This window comes from Novosphingobium sp. BW1 (genome assembly GCF_008107685.1).
Classification (GTDB): Bacteria; Pseudomonadota; Alphaproteobacteria; order Sphingomonadales; family Sphingomonadaceae; genus Novosphingobium.
Window position 1 is genome coordinate 1 of sequence record NZ_VIRF01000112.1, and the last position, 1,083, is coordinate 1,083.

Here is a 1,083-nt window from a genome sequence, read left to right on the forward strand (position 1 = left end):
GGCAGCCATCAACCGCTTCATCAAAGAGCACAACGAGGATCCGCGTCCCTTCGTCTGGAAAGCCGACCCCCACGACATCATCGCCGCTGTCAGGCGCGGGCACCAAACGTTGGAATCAATCCACTAGCATTTGCAAAAGCCACCAGGTCAACGGCAAGACTCGGTCCGACCTCAGGCATCGTAACAGATTTCGACAACAGGCAGGCCCGCCACTTCGCCGCGAAGACGCTGCCCCGAACGTATCGGACCGCGCCCGGCAGGGGTTCCGGTAAAGACAAGATCGCCCGGCGCCAGGGTCGCGTAGCATGAGAGTTGCGCAAGGATCTCCGTCACCGACCAGATCATCTGCGCGATGTGCCCTGCTGGCGCACTTCACCATCGAGCTCGTAGCGGATCGCGGCTTTGCGCGGCGGCATCTCCGGCACAATAGGCCCCAGCGGCGCCGAGGCCTCGAAGCCCTTGGCCATGTCCCAAGGACGGCCCTTCGGCTTGGCCTCGGCCTGGAGATCCCGGCGCGCCATGTCGAACCTGAGAGCCCCACCGATGACAAGCTCCACTTCGTGATGGAGTGACGTGCTCCCCTGATTGTTACCACTCATACCAACCTGCATTGATCAGAACCTACGGGCCTATTTGCGGCGTCCGATGGTCATGATGCGCCTAGGCTGATCAGAAGTGGCTCGGTTTGTCTGAACAGCCTTTGACGTTTGATAAGTGGATCGTCTGCGGTTTGGTTGTTCAAGCTGGCGCCTGCGGGGCGTCATGGAGGTCGGGCGTAGCCCGGCCGGAGTGACGCCCCGCAAGTCGCGGCCAATTCACGCTGCCACGGCCTGTGGCAGATTGTCAAAGTAGGTTTGATCGGGCGTACGTCCGCCGGGGCTCGAGTGAGGTCTCCGGGCGTTGTAGAAGCCCAGGTATCGGCCGATCGAACTGCGCGCTTCGCTGACGCATGCGTAGGCGTGCAGGTAGACTTCCTCGTACTTCACCGAGCGCCACAGCCGCTCGACCACGACATTGTCGCGCCAGGCGCCGCGGCCGTCCATGCTGATGGCGATACCCTCGCGCCGCAGCACGCCGGTGAAG

1 protein-coding gene and 2 pseudogenes are annotated in these 1,083 nt (G+C 62.6%); 1 reads left to right on the forward strand and 2 read right to left on the reverse strand.

Annotated elements, in window-relative coordinates:
* Positions 1–127 (forward strand): annotated as a pseudogene (locus FMM79_RS20155) (IS630 family transposase); the annotation flags it as partial.
* A 44-nt stretch (positions 128–171) separates the two neighbouring features.
* Here the strand turns inward: FMM79_RS20155 and FMM79_RS22340 are convergent.
* Together FMM79_RS22340 and FMM79_RS20165 are read right to left on the reverse strand one after the other, a co-directional pair.
* Positions 172–611 (reverse strand): annotated as a pseudogene (locus FMM79_RS22340) (fumarylacetoacetate hydrolase family protein).
* Positions 612–815: 204 nt separating this feature from the next.
* Positions 816–1,083, reverse strand: a 268-nt coding sequence (locus tag FMM79_RS20165; protein WP_148625005.1) for an integrase core domain-containing protein, incomplete at its 5' end; no start/stop codon positions are given.